Here is a 17,554-nt window from a genome sequence, read left to right on the forward strand (position 1 = left end):
TGAGATTAGAGCTGTCTTCGGCCGCCGAGCTTGTTTTCTTGACCTTTTAACAGCTTCACAATATTGCTGCGGTGCCGGAACCAAGCAAACGCAAATAACAGCAGACTGAGCGCCAAAATTTCAACCGGTTTTCCCATCACGGCTAATAAAATCGGTAATAGTGCGGTAAACAGAAGCGAACCGAGTGAAACGTAACGCGTGATTGCGATAGCCGCTATCGCGGCAATGCCGGCGTACAGCGACGGCAGGAACGCAAGCGTTGCCATAACGCCGATCGTCGTTGCAATTCCTTTGCCGCCGCGGAAGCCGAAAAATACCGGCCAATTGTGACCGACGATGACGCTCATACCCGCAAGCACTTGCACAAGCGGATCTCCGCCGCCAAGCGCGTATCCGATCCAAACGGCGGCGATTCCCTTCAGCATATCGAGCAGCAGCACCGCGATGCCCGGACCTTTGCCGAGAACCCGCAGCGTATTCGTCGCCCCGGCGTTCCCGCTGCCGTGCTGCCGGATATCGATGCCCTTCAACCATTTGCCTGCCAAGAAGCTAAAGCTGATCGACCCGAGCAAATAACCGATCACTATCGAAACCCATCCCCACACTGGAGTCACACCCGTCAATCCTCCTCTGACTTGCGTCTGCTGAAGATGCGCAGAGGCGTGCCCTCAAAGCCGAACGCGGCACGGATCTTATTCTCCAGGTAACGCTCGTAAGAGAAATGCATCAGCTCCGGATCGTTGACGAACAAAATGATTGTCGGAGGCTTGACGGACACCTGCGTCGCATAGTTGATGCGCAAACGTCTGCCCTTATCCGTCGGAGGCGAGTTGATGGCCACCGCATCCGATATAACGTCGTTTAACACATGGGTCGGGATGCGCAGAGCGTGCTGCTCGGCGACCTGATCAACGACCGGAAGCAGCTTGTGCAGCTTTTGCTTCGTTTTGGCGGACAAATAAACGACCGGCGCATAGGTCATAAAGAGGAAATGATCGCGAATTTTTTGCGTGAATTGGTGCATCGTCTTATCGTCCTTCTCCACGACATCCCATTTGTTCACGACGAAAATCGCCGCTTTGCCCGCTTCATGCGCATAACCGGCAATATGCTTATCCTGTTCGATAATTCCTTCTTCGCCATTGAACACGACAAGCACGACATCGGCTCTTTCGATCGCCTTCATCGCCCGCATGACGCTGTATTTCTCCGTCGTTTCGTACACCTTGCCGCGCTTGCGCATACCGGCCGTGTCGATAATGACGTACTTTTGACCGTCTTTCTCGAACGGGGTGTCGATCGCGTCACGGGTCGTACCGGCGACATCGCTGACGATAACCCGTTCTTCGCCAAGAATCGCATTCACGAGCGACGATTTACCGACATTCGGGCGGCCGATCAGCGCAACCTTAATGACGTCTTCCCCGTATTCCTCGTCTTGCGAATCCGGAAAGTGTTTGGTCACAGCCTCCAGCAAGTCGCCGATCCCGGTGCCGTGAGAGCCGGAGATCCCGATGATTTCACCGAAGCCGAGGCTGTAAAACTCATAAATATCGTCGACGCGCTGCAAATTGTCCACTTTGTTGACGGCGACGACAACGGGTTTCTTCGCCCGGTACAACAGTTCGGCCACCTCGCTGTCAGCCGCTGTCATACCCGTTTTGGCGTCTACCATAAAGACGATGACGTCCGCTTCCTCGATCGCCAGCTCCGCTTGCATCCGGACGGACCGCAGAATCTCGTCCTCGCCTTCGATCTCGATCCCCCCGGTATCAATGATGCTGAACTCTTTATCTAACCATTCCCCGCGTCCGTACAAACGGTCGCGTGTGACACCCGGCTTATCTTCTACGATAGCTATTTTGTCTCCGATAATCCGATTGAAGATCGTCGATTTGCCGACATTCGGTCGGCCGACGATCGCAACGACTGGCCTTGCCATGAACTTCATTCCCTTCGTAACCACACACTGAATATGTCTAAAGCGATGCAAATCTGCCGTTTTCGCGCACGCAATTGAGCATTTTGGGCTTTGATATTATATCAAAATATAGGATACAAGTAAAACATGGAAAGGACGGGCTATTCCTTCCCTCCGCTATGCTTGACGATAATCATCGTGCCGTTCTGTAGATCGTGCGCCGATGCATCCAATATTTTTTCCAGCTTAAATGCCGTTTGCTGCTGATCCTGTTCATTCTCGGCTACGAAAATCGGAGCGCCCCCGCCGACTTTCTCCTTATGCAGCGTGACAACCGCCATGATTTGCCCCATCACACCCCCGCCTTTCCGTTATGTTCCTGCACATCCGCTTCGCTCGGCATGCGAACCGCGCTTTCCAGAATCGGAGAGCGCAATGCGACGCGGCGGGCTTTCTCGGCATCTTGCTCCTGCGGCAATATGAGCACCGCCAGCCTGCCGTCCTTCATGTCCAGCTTGGCGAGAGGCACCAAAGAAGGTTCGCCTTCGTCTCGATATACGCCCATAATCGTGGAGACGTCATGCAATATCGCCTGCCTTTGCCCCGGATTGGCGAGCGTCACTCGCGCATTTTTGTTTTTCGGCGTAAATACGAGTCCAAGCGCGCGTTCGCGTATGACGTTCTGGGTGGCTTGGAGCCCAACGTTCATGATGTAGATGTCGTCGACGAATAAATTCGGGCCGTCCAAACGCACATGACCTAGCGACACATCCGCGATGTGTGCAAGATTTTTACCCGTCTTGAAATATTGGGTGATCGTCATGGCGGCTGCACCCGCGACAAATCCCCAATACCAGGGCACGATGATGCTGAAGAACGCGGTCGTAAACGCCGTGAAGATCACTAAATAGTTGCGCCCCTCGAACACCATTGCGATCCCTTCAATATAAGTGGATCCGCGGGGGACAAGCTCCATGCTGTCGATTTTGCTGAGGGTTTGCCGTTCCATGTTGCGGACGTCGCGGAATTGCTGTGCCGCCATGGCCAGGAACGTGACGGCCGTGTAGTTTTTTTCAAGCAGCGAGGGAACGGCCACAGCTCCCAGCCCGGCGGCAATGACGCCAAGCGAGAGGTGAATGATTTTGCCGTGCGGGTAAGTCGGATATTGCCGGTAATCGGTTCGCAGCATCGTCAACCGGGCCGCTATGCCGAATACCACCCCCATCACGATCCCCACCGTAAACTTCTGGTCTGCAATCCATGTCCACATGTCGCTGCCTCCTGCGCTCTAGCGATGATGTTGGTGTCGGCTCCCCCGTCTCAAGGCCGTCTGTCATTCCCGGCTAAGGCTTGCGGGTTCGCAACGTATCCGTGACGAGCCGCAACGTTTTTTTGCCTGCGGCGAGCAGCGACTCTAGGCCCAGGGAATAACCGCGGGCCGCAAACGCCGTTAACCACCAAAAGTCTAACAATGACGGCGTTCCGAACACCAGCTCTCCCTGATCCCGATGTGCGTACAAGTACATGCCTTCGCCGATCAGCAGCGCGGCTGCGAGCGCCGCCAGCTGCAAGGCCGCCGACCGAAGCAAAACCGCGTCGATGATCCCGATGAACAGCGCCATCGTCGCCTGGACGTTCCAGACAATCAGCGAAGGCATTAAGTGAAGCGTCTCCCTAAGAAAAAAGTAAACGGAGCCCATCAACAGGGCCACCGAAAACACGTGGAGCTTCAGCATCATTCCCTTCGTACGCAGCACCGTCACCACCCCTGTCAAGATCAGGACGCCGATCGCGCCATTCACGGTGACAGGGCCCCAAGCGAAGCTTACCCTGGAAGCCAGGATCCATGAAACAAAAAAAAGAAGTAGACTCGTAGGAGTAATACCTCTCAATATGATGTCCTTCCAGCCACTGGCGAATAAAATCAAAGAAACGACAACGAGCAATAAGGACAAATAACCCGCATTCATTCGCGTTCACCCGCAGAAAAAGCTTATTCCTCTCTTTTTCCTTAGTATGGCTGGTTGTATGAAATTTTATCAATGCTGGAAGTAGCCTTGCCGTGAAGCGTACTGGCGAATATCGATGTCTCTCGCTTGACACCATACGGCGTTTTCGCCCGTTATGACGACCGGCACGCGATGCAGCGCCGTTACAGTTCCGGCCCCAAGCGCCGTCATCAATAACCGCAGGTCGTCATGAAGCGTCTCGATGTGTCGGATCAAGGCTTCGGTGCCCTGCGTACGAAGCGTCCTGAGCAGAGCACCCGCCATCCCTACGCCGGAAGCCCCCAATACAAGCGCTTTGCAGACGTCAAGCGCGTTAGAGATGCCTCCGGTTGCGATCACATCCACGCGGTCTGTCCCTGTTCGGCGCGCCGCCTCCAGCACTTCTAGAAGGGCTATGCTCGTTTTCATACCCCAGTCGTTCAGCCAGTCAAGTGCCGAATCCCGCCGGGCGTTCTCAATCGCAGCAAAATTTGTGCCGCCCGTTCCTCCAATGTCAATCATCTGAACGCCGGCTGCGATTAACGCTTCCGCACTTTCCCGTGCCATGCCAAAGCCGACTTCCTTCACCATAACGGGAACGCCGACTTCGCTCACGATCCGACTGATCCGCTCCAGCATACCGGTAAATACGCGGTCCCCCTCCGGCATAATCAGCTCCTGCATGACATTCAGATGAATTTGCAGCCCATCCGCCCGCAGCATGTCGACCGCCTGCAGCGCTTGCTCGAGCGTCGCCTCGCTGCCCAAATTGCCAAACACGATACCATTGGGGTTCATCTCTCGTACAATGCGGTAACTGGCAGCGACCTCCGGGTTTTTGATCGCTGCCATTTGCGAGCCGACGGCCATGGCAAGTCCCTGTTCCCTGGCCGCAATAGCGAGCTCGCGGTTGATTTCTTCCGTTTCCCGTGCTCCGCCGGTCATCGCATTAATAATAATCGGCGAACTCAAGGTGAGTTCGCCGATCCGTGTTTGCAATGCGATGCGTTCAAGCGAAGTATCCGGGAGACAATTGTGGATCAGCTTGATGTCGTCAAAGCCGTTCAATCCGCTTTGACCAAGCTGCAAAGCATGATGGACATGCTCCATTTTCCGCGGTATGCGCACCCTAGACTCCTCTTTTCCATCAATCGCTAGCTTATTTAAATTTGCTCAGTTTGTCGCCGAAACGCTCGCCGAGCGTCAAGTTCAAACCGTTCATTTCTTCATGGGAGACCGATTCTCTTTCGCGTTTCGGTCCGCGCTCGCCGCGTTCGCGCTCCGGTTTCGCCTCACGGGCCGGCGCCTCTTCCGTTTCCTTGATGCTTAAGGAGATGCGCTTATCGTCCGGGTTCATGTCAAGCACCTTAACCTGAACCTGCTGGCCTTCTTTCAATACTTCATGAGGAGTCCCGATATGACGGTGCGAGATTTGAGAAATGTGAACCAAACCTTCAACGCCTGGTGCCACTTCGATGAATGCGCCGAATTGTACGAGTCGTTTCACGGTACCGGTCACGATGTCGCCGATCTTGATGGTGTTCTTCACTTGCTGCCAAGGGCCAGGCTGCGTGGCCTTGATACTGAGGGAAATCCGCTCGTTCTCAGGATCGACCTTCAGCACCTGTACTTTGACCTGATCGCCTTCTTTCACAACTTCGGAAGGTGTCTCGACGTGATGCCAAGCCATTTCGGAAATATGAACCAGGCCGTCAACGCCGCCGATATCCACGAATGCGCCAAACTGCGTCAAGCGTTGTACGGTTCCGTTCAATTCTTGTCCGACCGTAAGCTTAGACAGCGTTTCTTTCTTCACCGCTTCGAATTCTTCATCCAACACGTCTTTTTGCGAAAGGATGACCTTGTTTTTCTCACGGTCCATCTCTTTGACGCGCAGGCGCAAAGAACGTCCTTTGTAGTCGCTGAAGTCTTCGACGAAGTTGCGCTCCACCATGGATGCCGGTACGAAGCCGCGCAAGCCGACGTCTACGACCAGACCGCCCTTGACCACTTCCGCGACCTTCGCTTCAAGGATCGTTTTGTTCTCCATGTCGGCAGCAAGCTTCTCCCAAGCTTTCTCCCCTTCGATCGCGCGTTTGGACAGCACAAGCGTTTCCTTATTATCGTTAATCGTGATGACTTTCAATTCAATTTCCTGACCCACTTCAACGACTTGCGTCGCGTCGTCCACTTGTACGGACGACAATTCGCGTACGGGAACGATGCCGTCGTACTTATAGCCGACATCTACAACCGCTTGCTCGGAATCGACTTTAATGACTTTGCCTGTGACGATATCGCCCTTCTTCAGAATGTTGACGTTCGCCATCGATTCCTCTTGGGATACCTCGGCAGCTTGCACTTCTTGATCAACTTTGGTTTCTTCAGACATGATCAAATACCCTCCTTAACAACCTAACGACATGTAATGGTTTATTTTTAGAAAAAATTACTTCTTTTATCATTTCTTAAGTATGCCACGAATTCTCATTTCGATTCGTGACGACGAACCATCTCGCGAATGACCGTCATAATTTTGTCGGTTGCTTGCTCCAAACCTTCGGAACCCGCATCCGCAAACTCGCTGATATCGACCGCTGGGCCGTACACCACTTTCATCGGACGAAATAACGAATAATTGCCGATAATGGCCGCCGGAATAACGGTAGCGCCCGATTTAAGCGCCAGGCTTGCCGCTCCCTTCTTGCCCATGCCTCCCGCATTGCTTCGAGTCCCTTCCGGGAATACGCCGATAATCTCGCCATTCTTCAACAATTGCAGCGACAATCGGATCGAATCCTTACTGACTCCGCCACGCTTAACCGGAAACGCTCCGATGCGCGGCAGCACCTGCTTGAGCACGGGAAGCTCGAACAGTTCGGCTTTCGCCATGTAGTGCACCTTACGTTCAAGCAGGCTCCCAAGAACGGGGGGGTCCCAATTGCTCGTATGATTGGCGCACAATACGACGGCGCCTTCCTTCGGAATGTTCTCTCTCCCTTCCGCCTTCAAACGGAACATGACCGAGAACATCAAGCGAAACACACCGCGTAAAAAACGATACAGCATCCTACTTCCCTCCACCGATACGGCTCTTGCACAGCTCCAAAATGCGATCCACCACTTCCGGAATCGTCATCTCGGTAGTATCGATCAACACGGCATCCGGCGCCCTCTTCAAGGGCGAAACTTCGCGCTGCTCGTCCATTCGATCCCTTTCGGCAATATCCTGCATCAGCTGCTCCAGCGAAACGTCCGGCTGCGTATCGGCGATTTCTCTCAATCGACGCTCCGCTCGAATCCGCACGCTTGCCGTCAAAAACACTTTTACTTCCGCATTCGGCAGTACATGGCTTCCGATGTCCCGGCCGTCCATGACGACTCCCTTGCCCGCCGCCATTTCCTTCTGCTTACGTGTCAGCACCTCTCGGATTTCCCCAATGGAGGAAACTCTCGAAACATTGCCCGTCACTTCTGCGGATCGAATGAGGCCCGTTACATCCCGTCCGTCTACAAAGACGGTCTGGCCGTTCTCACCCGGAGTCAAGCGGATATCGGTTCGCTTCGTAAGGGCGATCATCTCCGCCGTTTGTTCGTCACCCAGGCCTTCATCTAGAATCTTCCATGTCACAGCGCGGTACATCGCACCGGTATCGACATAAACAAAACCTAGGTTACCCGCCACCAGCCTTGCAATGGTGCTTTTGCCAGCGCCGGCCGGACCGTCGATTGCGATGTTAAACTTCTCCAAGTTGCGGCCTCCTAACCCGTTAAAGCGGACGAGCGATCTGAAAAAAAAACAGGCCGAAGCCTCGAACGTAGAAAATTATACCATAGTTTTCTTCAGAAATGCAAAACAGGGCCTCCATGCCTACCCCTTATCGAATTATTTCGTCCGGGAAGATACGTACGGATTCCCCTCCAGCCGTTCCACTTTCACGAGCAAATGCCGAAAGTACGGGATTTGCAGAATGGCCTGAGCACATATGGTAGCGGAGAGCAGCACGATCAGCACGATCGCCAAAACTCTCTCCACCCGTTTTGAGAACAACAAGAAAAGGTCTTCGTACCTACGGCTTGCAAGTTTATCATGCTTTCGGCTCATTCGAATCACTCCGCCTCTGGGATGCGGCTAGTTTCCCCGGCGTTTGGAAAATTATGCATTTATTTTTTGCGGCAATCGAGCTGCCGCTCAAAGCAATAACGAATGACTTTCTGACGATCGCGGTCCGAAATCTCCGAGTATCGCATCATGACTTGCTGCCTGCCGGTTTCGAGCTTTTTCACGCGAACAATCTCGCTTTTGAATGGGACGTGTTCAGTTTGACCGTTCTTGAACGGCACCAGCAGCCAGCAGCTCACCATCTGTCCCGACCCGACCGGAATATAACCGTCGCACAAGAATGAAATCCCGCCGCCGCCGACATCGTCCGTCATCGAGACGAATTGAAACTGATCGGAGTACTTAACAGCGATCTCAAGCTCGGCCGGCACGCGCAGAAAGTTGCGGCGCTGCACCTTCGTGATCGATTCCGGCTCGGGCTTCTTAATGTGCACAAGACGTATGACGTCATCGGTGAAACCGAGCACCGATGAGTTGAAATAATTTTTCACCCCGCCGTCCGTCAAGTAATAAATCGACATCTCGTCTCCTGAATACAACCGCTTCAACCGTCCTGACTGCTCGCTGATCGGCACTTCCATGCTAATATAGGCGTCCGTGATGTCGGCGATTCTGGATTTATATTCCTGCTTCGCCTCTTCTTCGTCGATGGAATTGACTTGTATATATAAAGTCTGATTGACTTTCGGAAGCAACGTTGCACACCTCCTGAAGGATGATTGGCAGTTCTTTGGAACTAGTACCACCTTACTATTATATCACGCCAGGAAAATATGGGAAGCATGAATATTCAGGGACTTCACCCTGGCGGCAGCGCTCGTGGCGCTTGGCTTGCATAAAGAAAACCCGGATTGGATTCCGGGTTTTCTGTCCTGTTATTGCCGGGCTACCTGCGCTTCTTCAGTGCGAATTTGATCGATCTTCTCTTCGACGCCCGAGTCCGCATTTATGTAGATCCGGTATAAGCCTCCGTTGACCCGACCGATGAATTGGTAGCATAGCACTTCTTCGTCGAGATCGTTACGAATGAGCGCCTGGCGGACGCTTTCCGCCTTAAAGCTCGGACTTAACGTCTTCCTCGCTTCCTCTGGAGTCAGTTTCGGGGCGGCGAGCTGGCGTTCTTTCTTTCCAAACACGTAATCGGTCGCCTCAAGTCCCGTCACATCTCCATTGTCGAGCGCCACTTTAACGGCAACCTTCTCCAGATAATTGATAACGTCACCGTTGCGCGAAGCGAAGGTGATGTTGGCCACATTGCCGTACTCGTCATAACTGACCGCGGTCATATTCCCATAGCCGTGCTCGTCCAGAAATTGCGCCGCGATATCGCGGGCTTGCCGAAGGTCCAGGCTCTTGGTCGCCACGTCGCGCGAAGCGTTATACCATAGCAGCTGCCCTCCGATTTTGGAATAGTCCATGTGTACGCCGTCGTTTGTGCCCGGCTTGGCTACAGAGGCGCTGAACGATTCGTATTCGGTTCCTGTCCCGTTCTCCACCACCTGAACGGCGTTCGGGTCCTGCACGCCCACAAATTGTGCAGCCTTCTGTTTGATATCTTCAGCCGTCACGACCGAACCGGACAACATCTTCATATCCCGCTTCTGATACATGCTCATGACGGCGGGACTCCAATTGATCTCCGGGTACTCGCTCACTTTTTTGTCCATGGTGGCGAAACCGTCGATAATCGCATTATCTTGCGGTTCTTTCTCCGAGGCCAGCGCCAGCTCAACATCCATCCAGCGCAGGTTTTTCGCCATAACGGTCGACTGCACCTCGCGAAGATCCTTGGAGATTTGCGTCGCATGCTCGTAGAGCGTATTCAGCGTTTTCAGCTCGTCATCCGTCAAAGGCTGCTTGCTTAAGTCGCGAACCGCCGCACGATAGGAGAAATTGGACATCTTAGCCAGAAAATCCTCGGTTTTGTTGAAAGGAAGCAGGGTTAGCGGCAGCTGGCTGATCTCGTTTTGCGCCTGGCTCGTAATGCGCCATACGTTGATCAACCCTTTTTTATACGCGTCCTGAGAGGTGGAATTAACGGCCAACGTATTGCCGATCTCCGTATGCAGCTTATCCACATGGAACGAAAGATCGTGAAACGCACGCTGATATTGATTTTCCGCCTTGATCAGGACGGAGTTTTTCTCCTGATGCTCCAAGTACCCCCAGAAACCCGTTCCGATAAGAGCCACGAGCAAAATCGGAAACATCACGATGCTTAGCCTTTTGTACATGTGCGAACAATCTCCCTTCTTCAGCCAAACTTGGGCTTAGTTTTCGCCTGAAGGCAGTTGCTTTATGCAAGATGCGGTGCATGCAAAAAAACCGGCCATCGCGGCCGGCTTTTTCTACCGATTAAAAATCGTTCATTTCGATTTCGAAATCATGATCGTTGCTGCAAATGCACTGTTTGAAACCCGTATCGATTTTCCCTTTTTCTTTACGGCCTCTCAAAATAAATTTCTCGCCGCACAAATTGCAGCGAATAATGACTTTAACACGCGAATTTAGGGCGTTCATGGGGCGTCCTCCGGGTCTCTTTATATAATAGGCTGCTACCTATTATTGACAATCGACCTAAATTTTAACCCGCTCCTCACGCGTCGCCATCCGCAGCGGCGATTTGGCGTTGGCTCGTTTCACCTTCAACAAGCTGCGCAGCCATAAGAACGTCATTAACGGGATCATGAACCAGACCCAGTAATTTTTGGAGACGAATAACGTATAGTCAAACACGCCGTGCCAGAAGAACGGCAGCCAAAATGCCATCGCCAAATGCCTGCTCGTTCGGTCGGAAGAAAATTTGGCTCTGCCGAAATGATACCCCATCATCACGCCGAACATGGCGTGTCCCGATACCGGCAGGAAGGCGCGCATCAGAAGCGCCGTGAAGTCGTAATCATTCAAAAAAGCGTACAATACGTTCTCCAAGGTGGCAAACCCTAAAGATACGGCGACCGCATACACGATACCGTCATACGGCTCATCGAAATTCGTATGTTTATAAATAATAAAATAGACGATAAACCACTTGAAAAATTCCTCAGGCAGCGATGAGGTAAGGAACGAAAACACGAACGGATGATCGCCTAAGCCTTGCACCAGGGTGCGCTGCAGCACCATAACCGGAAAGACGAGCAGCACGCCGAAGAAAAACAGCTTCAGCACGAACGAGATCGGCTCCGGATCGTACCGGTCCTTCAAATAAAAATAGGACAGCAGGGCGACACCCGGCGCAACGGCTGCAATCAGAAGTGACAGTATGCTCAGGTGCGATCCCTCCTATCCTCGGTTTCCTTCATGAGTTCATTATAGTCATTTTCGTTGTATAATGCCATCACCTCTTAGCGGATCGAAAGCCTTTACGCACCCTCCGGTGCGACGGGGCCAGCCTTACCGGCCTCCGTTACGGCTTCAAACCTCGCCTCTCGCTGGTTAAAGCGAAGCGGTACCCGGGCAAGCGGGCCGTTGCGATGCTTAAGCAGCTCCAGCGCGCAATTTACGACGCAGCCGTCCGTTTCTTCCGGCTCGCCGTGCTTCAAGCCGAGGATGACATCCGCAGATGCTTCTACGCCTTCCGGCAGCTTCTCGGAGCCCAGGTTGGACGGAATCGCGGCCAGCACCGGCCCTCCCCACTCCCTGGACCATTGCTTCAGCACATAGGCCAGCATCGTTTGATGCTCCGCGACCGATTGCGGCTGCCGCTGCAAGCCGGTCGTAGGCACGCGGTTCAAGTGGTCGATGAAGACGACAGGCGTCCGGCCGGCGATGCTTGCGATCCTCTCGATCGTAGCGAACACCCGGTCCATCGATGTTTCCAGCGAACACTCGATCGTCCACATCCATTTGCTGATGAATGCGTACTTCTTGTTCGCACGGCTCACTTCGTCCGGCGAAGCTTTGCCGCTCAGCACGCGATGCGGCTCTGTACCGATAATCCGGGCGATGCTGCGGGCCCACAGCTCGAAAGCCGTCATGTCCCATGACACGTATACGACAGGGATTTGCGAGAAAGCGATCTCGTCGGCAATTTGCTTCATCAGCATCGTTTTGCCGGAAGACGCCCCTCCTGCGATAAAATACAGCCCGGCACGAAGTCCGCCGATCAAGGCTTCATCCAGATTCGCGATTCCCGTCGTAATACCGGACACTTGGCCGCGGTAACGTTTCATATATTCTTCCGTATAGGCGGTAATGTTCTTCACATCGGGCGCAATCGGCAGCAGCAGCGCTTCCTCCATCGTTTCGTTCAGCAACTGCATGAAGGTGTCGAGCGGATTTTGCACCCGTACAAAGAAATCGTTCACATCCCGAATGGACTCGGGCAAATTGACGATAAACGTTTGCTTGCTGATCCCTTGCAGCTGACCTTCGATTTTCGCGCTTTCCCTTCGCCCCAGCTCGTCGTTGCCCAAGCAAATAAAAACCCGCTTATCCCGCAGCTTCTCCAGATGAGCATCCTTGAAGCTCATCCATGCCGAAGCGCAGACGGCCGGCAGTCGGGACTGCGCCAAGCTCAGCACATCGAAGATGCCGCCGCATAATATGACATCTTCCGCCTGCTCGAGCACCGGTTCATTAAACAAATAATCTTCGATCCCGAGCAGCGTCTTATATTTGGGTTCGCGGTTATCGATCGTACGTCCGATCAAATCGACGGGAACGCCTTCTTTATTCACGATCGGGATAATGATCCGATTCTCAAAGTAATCGCCCAGTTTCCCGGATTGGACGTAAAATCCGATCTTGCCCGGCTCGAAGCCGATTCGGTACTGCTCGACGGTTTCATTCTCGATGCCTCTGCGCCGCAAATAATGGTTCGCATCATCGCGAAGCTGTTTTTGATAATGGGACACCAGCTCTTCCAAGTCGAAAGTTGGCTTCGCCGCGCTCATGTTCGTTCCGCTCACCTGTCTAGTTCCTCCCCGCAAAAAAAGCATTCCTCAAAAACAGATCGTTTTTGCGAATGCTTTACCATGTATCTTATGCATGGAAACGGTAATTCCCGATAAAGCTTTATTGAAATTTAGCGCAAAGCGTTCCGACGGCGTCCTCGGCGATAACCGTCTTGCCGTATTCTTCCAGCACCGCTTGCGTAACTGAAGTCGCTTCCCCGTATTCCGACAACACGGCCACGACGGACTGCAGCTTCTTCTCGTCCATCGGTTCTGCATCAAGCAGCAGGATCCACTTGTTCTTGTAAGCGTACAACGTTCCTCCGTCAGTCAGCATCGGTCCGATGACTTTGGCGAGCCTCAACAAATCTTCGAAGTCATGAAACGCATACGTTACTTGATCCGTCTCATCCAACGTTAATTCCAGCTCGTACACTTCTTCTTCAAGTTCGTCTTCCAGCGTATCGTCAGATGAATTGAAGTTCATTTTCCCCCGCGTTACGATGACCATCATTCCTTGCGCCGGCATAGCGAGAACTTCCACGGCAAGCGGCCCGGTTGCGTCAAATCCTAGCTCCATATAAGCTTGATCCATCATTTCGCTGAACAGCTCATGAACCTTCGGGATTTCTCGCCACATGTCATCCTTCTGAATGCCGCGCTCCGTTAAGTCATCGAATGTGAGGAATATCCGTATCTTGTCCTGACTTAAACGCTCCATTTTCATACTGGATTCCTCCCTTGCCGACTTTAATAACAGCTTATGAAGTTTAGTTTATAAAGGTGTGCCGTGGGTCGTACGACAACCGCATCTGAATTAGGGCAGGCCCGATTTCTGCGGTCCTTGGACATGGATAAGAAAAGCTTGTATTCCATGCTACGACTATTATATCACAAACCCGCAAGAAAAGAACGGTTACCCTCTGAAAAATAGGCAAAAACATAAAAAGACACGGAGCACGTCCCGCTTGGGAACGACTCCGCGTCGATTGCAATCGAAAATGTGTGAGTGATTACCGTATTAGTGCGCGCGCTGCTCGCTTTTCTGCGAATTGCCCGCCATAATTTCGTCTACCGCCGCTCTCAGCTTCGGATCCTGGTTGACGATATCTCCGACCTTGTTCAGGCCGTCGGCCTTGAACAAATCTTCATCGATCGCCGTCTCTTTTTTATTCGATTTTGCCGCACTCGCGGTAGTCGTCGAAGCTTGTTTGAAAGAAGGCTGCGCTTCTGCCGTATTCTTCTTGGAGTTGCCCGATTGATTGCCGGTCGCGTTCAAGAAGCTGCTGGCCAAATCGCTGCCAGTCCATGCCGACCACGCAAAAGGTTTCGTCTTGTTCGCCACATAAATCGCCGCAGCAGCCCCAACGAGCCCGCCGAACAAAAATGCTCCCAGTCTCATAGCCATCCCTCCATTGTTGTGGTGTACGATTATATTTTCCGCTAGGAGCAGGGTAACCATGCATGATAAAATCAGGAAGTCAGTTAACTATTACGAAGACGGGAGTTTGAAAACGACAATGACTCACAAGATCCGGTTCACCTTCTCAGCAGCGGTCGCGCTGAGCGCCCTGCTCGTCGTGTCCTGCTCGAATTCGCAGCCGGCAGCGGCGCCTGTGCAAACTCCAGCCCCGGCGGCTACGGACTCTAAGCGGAACGCTGATTTGACCGCGCCGACAACCCCGGCCGCTTCCGACACACCGAACGTCCCGGGCGGCAGCCGCTCCGGGGAGACTGCCGCAACGAGCAACCTCGACAAGCCGGACCCTGCCGCCCCTCAGCCCGCGGCTAAAACTTACAGAATGAACCCGAAAACGTACGATATCGTTCCGATAGACGCGGCCGCGCACACGAAACAAGTCGTGCTTCTTACGTTCGATGACGGGCCCAAAGATTTGGAGCTTAACCGCTCGCTGCTGGATACGCTCGACAAGCATAAAGCGAAAGCGATTTTTTTCCTGAACGGGTACCGGATTAAACAGCATCCGGATATTGTCAAGCTCCTTGACGAGCGCGGACAAACGATAGGCAATCACTCTTGGGATCATATCGACCTGAAGAAGGAAAGCAAAGAGAAGGTCGATCGGCAAATCGGAGATGTGCAGCAAGCGGTAAAAGCGATTACGGGGAAAGCCCCGGCTTTCTTCCGTCCGCCGTTCGGCTCGGGAAGCGAGGAAGTCAGGGCTAAAGCCAAAGAGGAGGGGCTGCTGTACATGACGTGGTCCAACGGCTCCAAGGACTGGGAAATGACGGTAAAAAATAACAGTCCCGAGCAGGTTGTCGCAAACGTTCTCGAGCAGCTTCGACCCGGCAGCAATATTTTGATGCACGAGCTGCCCTGGACCGCGGAAGCGCTGGATACGCTATTAACCCGCTTGGAAGAACGCGGATACACATTCGTCGATCCGCAGTCCATCGATACGGCTATGCATTGATCCGCTGCCAGCCCCACACCAGCAGTCCGGCGACAAGCAGTACAAAAATCCAGAGCAGCGACCGATAAAAGAAACGCAGCCATTTTTCTTTCTCTGTCGGATGGACCACTTTGCGCGGCGGCAAATAATGATCCTCGGGAACATCGGACCCCGCCCTTGTTCCCGATTCCGGCTGTGTATGAGGCCGGTCGGCTAGGATGCGTTTGACGCTCATTTATGACTCTCTCCTGTACCTTAGAATGCACCCCATCGTGAAATCGATGAGAAAATGGGCGACGATCGGCGTCCAAAGCGATCCGGTTTGGATATAAATCCAGCCAAGTCCGTAACTGATGCTGAAGACGAGACCCGTCATCAGCCAGTGCTGCAAGTATCGGACGTGTATGGCCGCGAACAGAATGCTTGTCCAGTAAGGACCCCAGGAAGCCTGAATGGCGCCGCGAAACAGCAGTTCTTCACAAAGCGATACGACGAGCGATATGAGGGCGATGTGCCACAACGGCCTGTTGCGGAACAGCATCTCGTTAATGCCCCCGTCGTCCGTAACTTCCGGCGGCACCCATTGTGACACGAACAAATCGACGGCGAGCACGGCCAAGGCGAATAACACGCCCCACACGGCGATGCTCACCCCCGGAGCGGTGGAGAACATCGATAGCAGGTCCGGCTTCTGAAAAAACATGACGATAGCCGCGATCAGCAAAACGATCAATTGGGTAATATACAAATTGATCAGCAGCAGACGGTCGTTCATCTCCTGGATGTTAACCCGGTGAAACTTTAGTTGCTTAAAGTTGAATTTTTTCATGATGATTCCCTTTTTCGACAAATTATCCTATACTATTCAGCAGAGGAAAAGATTAGAGGTGCATATGATATGGAAAAACGGTTGAACCGAACGGACTACTTATTCGCCATCACCTTCATCTTTATGCTGGTCGTGGCTCTCGGGGCGTTTTTTTACGGGATAAAAATGGGACAAGATCGCGCCACGACCCAATATGAACAATTCATCGCGAAGCAAAATGAAGAAAAAAACGGATTCACCGCGTACCATCAGCAATACTTGGTGTCCTTCTATCATACCATTTATCAGCCTTACAGGGAATTTCATAAAACGTGGTTTGAAAAAATGGATGATTTGCAGACCAATCAGTCCGCGGACGCGTCGCTGATCCTTAAAGATTTAGCTAAACAAGCGCAAGCCGCCTACGACGGGCTCGGCTCCAAGTCGTCACCGGACTCCTCTCCTCTGCTGAAGGAAGCGCATACCGATTACATGAAAAGCTTGAAGCTGTTCAGTGAAGCGCTGCGCAATTATACGTCCAAGGCCAACTCCGTGTCCGGGCCGGACCTGGTCGCCCAGCTGCAGGCCGACGCCTACCTCGGCGAAGCGAAAAACTTCGCGCTTAAAGCCGAGAAGGAATATTACGACGCGATCGTCAAGTGGAACGAAACCGTGAACCCGCAGTTTAAAGCGATTGACGTGACGAAGCCGTTGAACGTCAAAGAATGGGGAGCGTTATCGCTCAATGTGAAGAACGATTATTTGGCCGGCTTCATGATGAGCGGCAAACAATTTCGTGCGTTTACGCCTCAAGATTTGAGCGCAAGAATCGACGATATGATCGCTTCCGGGCAAGCCAATAAAATGAACTTGACTGAAGTCTCCCAAATCGTCGACATGCTGCTTGCCACAGACGCCGTTCGGGCCGGCGACTACCTCCGCTTACGCAACAAATATTACGGAAATGAAACGCTGCCGCAGCTTCCGTTCTTTACAACAAATTAAACGTGTCCGAACCATAAACAACCTGCTGCAAGCTTATGAGCAGGTTGTTTTTTTGTCGTATTCAATCGTATTGAAACCCTTTCAATGCAGCGAGCGCAGCCATTCCGCCTTCCACATTGATCATATGCTCGAATCCCCGCTCGCTCAAAAAATGACAAACGTTCGCACTGCGCACGCCATGCGCGCAAACGACGTAAATCGGACGATCCTTCGGCAAACTTTCCACCTGCTCCGGGATCGACATCATCGGCATCAATTGCAGCTCATCCCAATGATAAAACTCCCATTCCATCGGCTCGCGGACATCGATGGCAAGCGCACCTTCCAGCTCACCGCGCTCCAGCTTCCGTTTAAACGCGTCCGGACCAATTCTATCGAACGACATGTCAGCGCTCCTCCT

Annotated in this window: 22 protein-coding genes; 3 read left to right on the forward strand and 19 right to left on the reverse strand. The window is 52.8% G+C overall.

What is annotated here, in order from left to right; all coding sequences use genetic code 11:
* Positions 1–5: 5 nt before the first annotated feature.
* From plsY to ypeB, 12 genes are all read right to left on the reverse strand, one after another.
* Positions 6–614, reverse strand: coding sequence for a glycerol-3-phosphate 1-O-acyltransferase PlsY (gene plsY / locus JMF85_RS19760; RefSeq protein ID WP_372812979.1), 609 nt, complete (start codon positions 612–614; stop codon positions 6–8).
* 5 nt (positions 615–619) lie between these two features.
* Positions 620–1,942 (reverse strand): ribosome biogenesis GTPase Der, encoded by a 1,323-nt coding sequence (gene der / locus JMF85_RS19765; RefSeq protein WP_141335499.1) that lies wholly within the window; start codon positions 1,940–1,942, stop codon positions 620–622.
* A gap of 140 nt (positions 1,943–2,082) precedes the next feature.
* Positions 2,083–2,274, reverse strand: a complete 192-nt coding sequence (locus tag JMF85_RS19770; protein ID WP_127607952.1) for a capping complex subunit for YIEGIA — start codon at positions 2,272–2,274, stop codon at positions 2,083–2,085.
* Entirely contained in the window at positions 2,274–3,191 is a 918-nt protein-coding gene (locus JMF85_RS19775) for a YIEGIA family protein (protein ID WP_155614846.1), read from the reverse strand. The genes JMF85_RS19770 and JMF85_RS19775 overlap by 1 nt, the downstream gene beginning before the upstream one ends.
* A 73-nt stretch (positions 3,192–3,264) precedes the next feature.
* Entirely contained in the window at positions 3,265–3,891 is a 627-nt protein-coding gene (locus tag JMF85_RS19780; RefSeq protein ID WP_155614845.1) for a YphA family membrane protein, read from the reverse strand.
* A 69-nt stretch (positions 3,892–3,960) separates the two neighbouring features.
* Positions 3,961–5,037 (reverse strand): type 2 isopentenyl-diphosphate Delta-isomerase, encoded by a 1,077-nt coding sequence (fni, locus tag JMF85_RS19785; protein ID WP_127607949.1) that lies wholly within the window; start codon positions 5,035–5,037, stop codon positions 3,961–3,963.
* Positions 5,038–5,068: 31 nt separating this feature from the next.
* Positions 5,069–6,301 carry a 30S ribosomal protein S1 gene (rpsA, locus tag JMF85_RS19790; RefSeq protein WP_054799580.1) on the reverse strand — a complete coding sequence of 411 codons (1,233 nt, stop codon included), beginning with the start codon at positions 6,299–6,301 and terminating at the stop codon, positions 5,069–5,071.
* Between the two features lie 95 nt (positions 6,302–6,396).
* Complete coding sequence (locus JMF85_RS19795; RefSeq protein ID WP_127607948.1) at positions 6,397–6,978, reverse strand: lysophospholipid acyltransferase family protein; 582 nt, start codon at positions 6,976–6,978, stop codon at positions 6,397–6,399.
* A 1-nt stretch (position 6,979) separates the two neighbouring features.
* Positions 6,980–7,660 carry a (d)CMP kinase gene (gene cmk / locus JMF85_RS19800; RefSeq protein ID WP_054797278.1) on the reverse strand — a complete coding sequence of 227 codons (681 nt, stop codon included), beginning with the start codon at positions 7,658–7,660 and terminating at the stop codon, positions 6,980–6,982.
* A 135-nt stretch (positions 7,661–7,795) separates the two neighbouring features.
* Complete coding sequence (locus tag JMF85_RS19805) at positions 7,796–8,014, reverse strand: hypothetical protein (RefSeq protein ID WP_054797279.1); 219 nt, start codon at positions 8,012–8,014, stop codon at positions 7,796–7,798.
* Between the two features lie 59 nt (positions 8,015–8,073).
* Entirely contained in the window at positions 8,074–8,727 is a 654-nt protein-coding gene (locus JMF85_RS19810) for a flagellar brake protein (protein WP_155614844.1), read from the reverse strand.
* Between the two features lie 180 nt (positions 8,728–8,907).
* Entirely contained in the window at positions 8,908–10,266 is a 1,359-nt protein-coding gene (gene ypeB, locus JMF85_RS19815; protein ID WP_155614843.1) for a germination protein YpeB, read from the reverse strand.
* A gap of 64 nt (positions 10,267–10,330) precedes the next feature.
* Between ypeB and JMF85_RS19820 the strand changes: the two genes are divergently transcribed.
* Entirely contained in the window at positions 10,331–10,543 is a 213-nt protein-coding gene (locus JMF85_RS19820) for a hypothetical protein (protein ID WP_155614842.1), read from the forward strand.
* 66 nt (positions 10,544–10,609) lie between these two features.
* On the opposite strand, the gene prsW is transcribed toward JMF85_RS19820, so the two are convergent.
* From prsW to JMF85_RS19840, 4 genes are all read right to left on the reverse strand, one after another.
* Positions 10,610–11,302, reverse strand: coding sequence for a glutamic-type intramembrane protease PrsW (prsW, locus tag JMF85_RS19825; protein WP_127607944.1), 693 nt, complete (start codon positions 11,300–11,302; stop codon positions 10,610–10,612).
* A 92-nt stretch (positions 11,303–11,394) separates the two neighbouring features.
* On the reverse strand, positions 11,395–12,942 hold the full coding sequence (locus tag JMF85_RS19830) for a DnaB-like helicase C-terminal domain-containing protein (RefSeq protein ID WP_236595932.1): 1,548 nt from the start codon (positions 12,940–12,942) through the stop codon (positions 11,395–11,397).
* 106 nt (positions 12,943–13,048) lie between these two features.
* Positions 13,049–13,654, reverse strand: coding sequence for a genetic competence negative regulator (locus JMF85_RS19835; RefSeq protein ID WP_054797281.1), 606 nt, complete (start codon positions 13,652–13,654; stop codon positions 13,049–13,051).
* Positions 13,655–13,948: 294 nt separating this feature from the next.
* Entirely contained in the window at positions 13,949–14,329 is a 381-nt protein-coding gene (locus JMF85_RS19840; protein ID WP_127607943.1) for a hypothetical protein, read from the reverse strand.
* A 58-nt stretch (positions 14,330–14,387) separates the two neighbouring features.
* Between JMF85_RS19840 and JMF85_RS19845 the strand changes: the two genes are divergently transcribed.
* A complete protein-coding gene (locus JMF85_RS19845) occupies positions 14,388–15,362 on the forward strand; it encodes a polysaccharide deacetylase family protein (RefSeq protein ID WP_236595933.1) in 975 nt (324 codons plus the stop codon).
* Here JMF85_RS19845 and JMF85_RS19850 read toward each other — a convergent pair.
* The gene (locus tag JMF85_RS19850; protein ID WP_127607942.1) at positions 15,352–15,576 is read right to left on the reverse strand and encodes a hypothetical protein; all 225 of its coding nucleotides are present in this window, start codon (positions 15,574–15,576) and stop codon (positions 15,352–15,354) included. The genes JMF85_RS19845 and JMF85_RS19850 overlap by 11 nt on opposite strands.
* Positions 15,577–16,170, reverse strand: a complete 594-nt coding sequence (locus JMF85_RS19855; protein ID WP_127607941.1) for a type II CAAX endopeptidase family protein — start codon at positions 16,168–16,170, stop codon at positions 15,577–15,579.
* A 69-nt stretch (positions 16,171–16,239) separates the two neighbouring features.
* Here JMF85_RS19855 and JMF85_RS19860 point away from each other — a divergent pair, with 69 nt between their 5' ends.
* Positions 16,240–17,154, forward strand: a complete 915-nt coding sequence (locus JMF85_RS19860; RefSeq protein WP_155614838.1) for a hypothetical protein — start codon at positions 16,240–16,242, stop codon at positions 17,152–17,154.
* Between the two features lie 61 nt (positions 17,155–17,215).
* Here the strand turns inward: JMF85_RS19860 and JMF85_RS19865 are convergent, their stop codons facing one another.
* On the reverse strand, positions 17,216–17,539 hold the full coding sequence (locus JMF85_RS19865; RefSeq protein ID WP_155614837.1) for a rhodanese-like domain-containing protein: 324 nt from the start codon (positions 17,537–17,539) through the stop codon (positions 17,216–17,218).
* Positions 17,540–17,554: the final 15 nt, after the last annotated feature.

Origin of the sequence: Paenibacillus sp. EPM92, from assembly GCF_016586185.1 — a bacterium.
GTDB classification, from domain to species: domain Bacteria; phylum Bacillota; class Bacilli; order Paenibacillales; family NBRC-103111; genus Paenibacillus_G; species Paenibacillus_G validus.